General features: G+C 75.3%; 1 protein-coding gene and 4 pseudogenes. 3 read left to right on the forward strand and 2 right to left on the reverse strand.

Annotation, left to right across the window (positions count from 1 at the left end; all coding sequences use genetic code 11):
• Positions 1–738 (forward strand): annotated as a pseudogene (locus JNW89_RS25215) (hypothetical protein); the annotation flags it as partial.
• Between the two features lie 15 nt (positions 739–753).
• Here the strand turns inward: JNW89_RS25215 and JNW89_RS25220 are convergent.
• The gene (locus JNW89_RS25220) at positions 754–1509 is read right to left on the reverse strand and encodes an FkbM family methyltransferase (protein ID WP_238450784.1); all 756 of its coding nucleotides are present in this window, start codon (positions 1507–1509) and stop codon (positions 754–756) included.
• Between the two features lie 167 nt (positions 1510–1676).
• Here JNW89_RS25220 and JNW89_RS39015 point away from each other — a divergent pair.
• Positions 1677–2892, forward strand: a pseudogene (locus JNW89_RS39015) (polysaccharide biosynthesis protein).
• 30 nt (positions 2893–2922) lie between these two features.
• Here the strand turns inward: JNW89_RS39015 and nudC are convergent.
• Positions 2923–3844 (reverse strand): annotated as a pseudogene (nudC, locus tag JNW89_RS25235) (NAD(+) diphosphatase).
• A 158-nt stretch (positions 3845–4002) separates the two neighbouring features.
• Here nudC and JNW89_RS25240 point away from each other — a divergent pair.
• Positions 4003–5810: pseudogene (locus JNW89_RS25240) on the forward strand (VanW family protein).
• Positions 5811–5929 lie beyond the last annotated feature (119 nt).

Raw genomic sequence — 5929 nt, forward strand, 5'->3', positions numbered from 1 at the left:
ACCGCCCGGAGCAGCCGGCCGGGCTGGCGGCGTTCACCGGCCGGGCGGGACCCGGACGACCCGCCGCCCCCGGTCGTGCTGGTACGCCACCGGGAGGCGGTCTCCGCCGGCCTGGCCCTCGCCCTGGTCGCTGGCGGTCTCGGTACCGCCTGGACGACCGCCCGGTTCGGCGACGAGTGGGCGGTCAAGGCCGGGCGCACCTACCTGGACACCGTCCGCGCCGAACTGGCCGCCGCCCCGCCCGGCACGGTCTTCTTCGACCAGCCGGTCCCCGGTGACGTGGTGCCCACGCTCTCCGCGCCGTACAACCGGCAGTCGACGTTCTTCCGCGCCCTGCCGGAGCGGCCCGTCTTCGTCACCGAGGCGGAGGCGCCGTCACTGTTCGACCCCACCGGCCGGATCACCCCGGTCCGCATCGACGGCCCCACCGTCCAGCCGGGGCCTGAGCAGGCCTGCGGCTGGAAGGTCACCGACGGCGAGCCGGTGCGGATGCCGCTCACCGGGCCGCGCGACGACTGGTTCTGGGTGGTCCGGATCGGCTACCTCAGCTCCGGCGACAGCACGGCCACCTTCCGGTTCGGCGGCAAGGAGAAGCGGTTCCCGGTGAAGACCGGGCTGAACCAGATCTTCTTCGAGTTCACCGGCGGCGGGGACACGGCCGAGCTGAACGTCGCCGACCCCGACGTCACCCTGTGCACCAACGAGGTCGCCATCGGCACCCCGACGCCGCAGCAGTGACGCGCCCGGCCGGGGTCACTCCGGCCGGAACAGCACCGAGTTGACGTAGCGGGGGCGGGGCCAGAGCACCCGACGGGCGAAGCTCTGGCCCACCCGGGCGATCGCCTCCCGCTGGTGCCGCCCGAGGTCGAAGTCGGCCAGCGGCACCCAGGTACGCCCCGGCAGCACGTACCCCCGGTAACCCCAGCCGGTGAGCAGCTCCAGCAGCGGCTCCACCGGCTGGATCCGCTCCTCCACCTCGATCAGCAGCATCGGCCGGTCGCGGCGGATCGTCTCCGCCCCACCGCGCAGCGCCGGCAGCTCGTGCCCCTCGATGTCGAGCTTGACGAAACGCACGTCGGTCAGGCCCAACGAGTCCAGGGTGATCCGCGGGACCTCCACCGAGTCACCCAGCCCGGGGTCCTCCAGCGAGGAGGTGCCGACGATCGGGCCGGCGGCGGGAACGTGCAGCGAGGCGGTGCCCGCGTGGTCGGAAACGGCCGCCTCGACCACCTCGACGGCGGGGAACGCGGTGCGCAGTTGCCGGGCCAGCTGCGGGGTGGGCTCCACCGCCACCACCCGGTCGGCGCGGCGCAGCAGGCGCGCGGTCCACGGGCCGTACCAGGCGCCCACGTCCACGGCGGTGCCGCCGCGTGGCACGAAGTCGGCCAGCCGGGCCAGTTCGGGCTCCACCCGCGGATAGACCAGCCGGATCCCGTCCGCCACCCACCGCTCGGGGAGCTTCGCGGCCAGCCCGGAGGTCGCTGCCGCGGCCACGTTCGTCGACGCCATGGGGCAGCACACTAGACCCTTCCCGGCCGCGAGGGCAGGGGTCGCGGGTGCGGGGCTGACGGCCGGACGGTCGAGCGGTACCGTCTCCCCGGTCGGGCCGGGGAGGTCGCGGCCGCCGCCGGCCGCGAGCCGCGGTCGTCGAAGCAGCGCGGGCCACTCGGGGCGGCATGACACAGACCATCGGCAGGGACGCCGGCGCGGGGCGGCTCGGTGCCGCCGGCGCCGCCGTCACCGTGGCCACGACCCTGAGCAACGCCCTGGCCTACCTGGTGCCGGTGCTCGGCGCCCGCCGGCTCGACCCGGCCGACCTGGGCGCGCTGGCCACCGTGCTGGCGCTGGGCGCGATCGCCGCCGTACCCGGCTTCGGTTGCAGATCGCCGTCGCCGTCGCACCGCGCCCGGCGCGGCCCCACCCCCACCGGCCGGCTGGCGCTGCTCACCGCCGGGGTCACCGCCGGCGTCACGGTCGCGGCGGCGCCGCTGCTCACCGTGCTCCTGCGGCTGCCGGTGGCGCTGACCCTGCTGCTCGCGGCCACCACCTTCGCCACCGTGCTGGCCGGCCGCTGGCTCGGCGAGCTCCAGGGCGACCAGCGCTTCCTGCGCCTCTCCGCCGGGATGACCGTGCTCGCCCTCGGCCGCTACGGCGGGCTGATCGTCGGGCTGGCGCTCGGCGCGGGCCCGGTCATCGCGCTGCTGCTCGCCACCGTCACCGGGCTGCTCGTCCTGCCGCTGCTGGCCCGCCTCGCCCGCACCGCCCGCCCCCGGCCCGTCCGCCGCCGCACCGGAGGGCGGCCTGCGACCCGCCCACGTGATGACCGCGTGCGGGGCCACGCTGGCGATGCTCACCATCTCGTACGCCGACCTGCTGCTCGCCCGGCAGCTGCTGTCGGCGGACGGCTCCGGGGCGTACGCGGTCGGCGCGGTGCTCACCAAGGGCGCGCTCTGGGCGCCGCAGGTGGTGACCCTGCTCGCGCTGCCCCGGCTGGCGCAGGGCGACCGGCGGGCCCGGGCGCTGGGCCTGGCGGTCATCCTCGCCTGCGGCGCGGTCCTGGTGGGGGCCGCCGCGCTCGGCGGCGAGCTGGCGTTCCGGCTGGCCGGCGGCGCCGACTACCTGCACCTGGCCGGCGAGGCCCCGCTCTTCGCCGCCACCGGCGCCCTCTACGCGGTCGTCTTCATGCTGGTCAACGACCGGGTGGCCAGCGGCGCCCGGTTCCCGGCCGTCCCGCTCTGGGTGGCCACCGTCGGCCTGGCCGGCGCGGCGGTGCTGGTCGCGCCGCGTACGGTCGAGGGGATCCTCACCTGCGCGCTGGGCGCCGCCGCGCTGACCGCCGCCGTGATGGCCTGGCTGGCACTACGCCCCCGCGACCCGTCGCCCCGGACCTGACCCGCCGCGACGCGACCGGCCGGACGTACGTCAGTCGCCGTCGGCGAGCCAGCTGCCGAGCAGGTGGTGGTCGATCGAGTCGGGCCGGCCCAGCGGGCGCCCCTCGGCCGCCCGGCGGCGCAGCTCGTCCCGGGTGAACCAGCGCGCCTCCAGCAACTCCTCGCCGTCCACCCGGACCTCCTCGGAGGCGGCGGTGGCGCGGAACCCGACCATCAGCCCGGCCGGGAACGGCCAGGCCTGCGAGCCCTGGTACGAGAGCGCGGAGAGGGTCACCCCGGCCTCCTCGGCCATCTCCCGGCGGACCGCGTCCTCCAGGCTCTCGCCCACCTCGACGAACCCGGCCAGCGTCGAGTACGCCCCCTCCGGAGCGCCGGCGTGCCGGGCCAGGAGGCAGCGGTCGGGCGACCCGGGCGCCTCGACCAGCACGATGACCGCCGGTTCGATCCGGGGGAAGAGCAGCCGCCCGCAGCGCGGTCCCGAGCAGGCCCGCACGTGCCCGCCGTCGCGTGCCACGGTGGCCGAGCCGCAGCTGCCGCAGTACCGCTGCTGCCGGCCAGTGCAGCAGCCCGCGCGCGTACGCCTGCACCGCCGCCTGGGCCGGGTCGAGCCAGGCGACCAGGGCGCGCACGTCCGCGGTGGCGGCCGCGCCGGCCAGCCGGGCCGCCTCGGGCGCGGTACGCCCGGAAAGGTCCACGGCGAAGACCGGAGCCTCGCCGTCCAGCCCCAGGAAGACGCTCTCGTCGGCGGCGGCGAGCACCTCGGGGGCGTCGGCCGGGCTCAGCCGGACCGGCGTCTGGTCGGCGGTGACGAGGCAGTGGTCCCGCCAGAGCGGCAGCAGCACGGCCCCGGGATCGGTCAGCCGGGTGGAGATCCAATCCCGGTTGCCGCGCAGTGCTCCCGCCCGGTTCAGCCACCCGCCGCCGTACGCCAGCACCCGATCCGCCACCCGCACACCGTGCCACGGCGGCACCCGGGCCGGATGACCGGGTCGGCCCCGCCGACACGCGGTGCGCGGGGTGGCCAGCCGCACGGTGTCCACCGGCTCGCGCGTTGGTTACCGTAGACGTCTTCCGGGGGCTCGCAACCCCCATGTGGTACGTCCCGATCGAGGTGGCTGTGACCCTTTACGGCGACAAACGTGTCTCCGACGACCGGCCGACGGTGCAGGTCACCGCGGTGACCTGGCCGGGCGACGAGCCGGAGCCGACCGGCAAGTCCGGCTCGGGCTGGTCACGGTCGCGCCGGGGCCGGCTGCTGCTCGCCGGCGGCCTGGCGCCGTGGTGCTGGCCGGGGTGGGCGGTGCCGGCGCCTACGCGTACGCCGGGGACGTGCCCCGGGGCACGACGGTGCTCGGCGCCGAGCTCGGCGGCCGGAGCCGGGACGAGGCGGCCCGGGAGCTGCGCGCCGAGTTGGAGCGCCGGGCGGCCACCCTGAACGCTCCGCTGACCGTGCTGGTGGGGGAGCAGAAGGCGGAGATCAGGCCGGCCGACGTGGGCCTGGCCATCGACGTGGAGGCCACGGTGGCGGCGGCCGCCGAGGCCGACGCGCACCCGGTGAGCCGGCTGCTCGGCTCCCGCACGGTCGACCCGGTGGTCACGGTCGACGCCGACCGGCTGGACGCGGCGCTGCGCGGAATCGTGGGCAAGCAGGGTCGCGAGATGACCATGCCGGCGATCATCTTCACCGGCACCACCCCGAAGCCGGTGTACCCGAAGCCGGCCCTGTCGGTGGACCGGGAGCACTCCGCCCAGGTCGTCACGAAAGGCTGGCTCGCCGGCGAGCAGGTGACCGTGCCGCTGGTGGAGAAGGCCCCGGCGACCACCGCGGAGGAGGTGGACCGGCTGGTCGAGGAGCTGGCCCGGCCGGCGGTCGCCAAGCCGGTCACGCTCACCACCGACAAGGGCACGGTGAGCATCCCGCCGACGGCGATCGCCCGCGGCCTGCGCTTCTCCGCCGACGAGGCCGGCAAGCTGACCCCCCGGGTGGACGTGAAGCGGCTGCGCGCCGCCCTCGGCGACAAGCTGGCGTCGATCGAGTCGCCGCCGAAGGACGCCACGATGACGATCTCCGGCGGCAAGCCGAAGATGGTGCCCGGCCGCGCCGGCCAGCAGCTGGACTCGGCCGCCCTCGCGCGCGACCTGCTCGCCGTCCTGCCCAAGGCGGACGGGCGGTCGGTCAGCGGCCAGCTCGAGCCGGCCGAGCCGGAGCTGACCGAGGCGAAGCTCGGGGCGCTGGGCATCAAGGAGCGCGTCTCCACCTTCACCACCCGGTTCCCCGGCGGGCTCTCCTCGCCGCGCAGCCAGAACATCGTCCAGGCTGCCAAGGACGTCGACGGCACGGTGGTGAAGCCGGGTGAGACGTTCTCCCTCAACGGCCACACCGGCGAGCGCGGGTACGACCAGGGCTACAAGGACGCCCCGGTGATCGTCAACGGCAAGCTGGTGCCCGGTGTGGGTGGCGGCGTCTCGCAGTTCACCACGACGCTGTTCAACGCCTCCTACTACGCGGGCCTGGAGGACGTCGAGCACAAGCCGCACTCGTTCTACTTCAGCCGCTACCCGGCGGTGATCGAGTCGACCATCTTCTGGCCGGACCTGGACTTCAAGTTCCGCAACAACACCCCGCACGGCGTCCTGATCGACACCTCGTACACGTCGAGCACGATCACCGTGTCGATCTGGAGCACGAAGATCTACGACAGCGTCAAGACCGAGTACGGCCCGCGCCGCAACATCACCGCGCCGAAGACGGTCCACCTGGAGCCCGGCCCGAACTGCATCTCCGCCGCGGGTAGTGAGGGGTTCAGCCAGGACGCCTTCCGGGTCATCAAGAAGGACGGCAAGGTCGTCAAGCGGGAGAAGTTCAGCTGGACCTACGACGCCGAGCCCCGCTTCATCTGCGGCCCCGAGCCGTCCTGATCCCGGGCACGACGAAGCCCCGCCGGCTGATCGCCGGCGGAGCTTCTTTTGTCGTACCCGCGCTCAGGGCCGCGCCTCGGCCAGTCCCTGCCGTACGCCGTCGGCGTCCCGGTCCGTGC

Source organism: Micromonospora sp. 4G55, assembly GCF_016803375.1.

Excerpts from the sequence above, each read along its gene's own strand:
- JNW89_RS25220 (WP_238450784.1), bottom strand. The coding sequence starts at position 1,509 with ATGGCGTCGACGAACGTGGCCGCGGCAGCGACCTCCGGGCTGGCCGCG.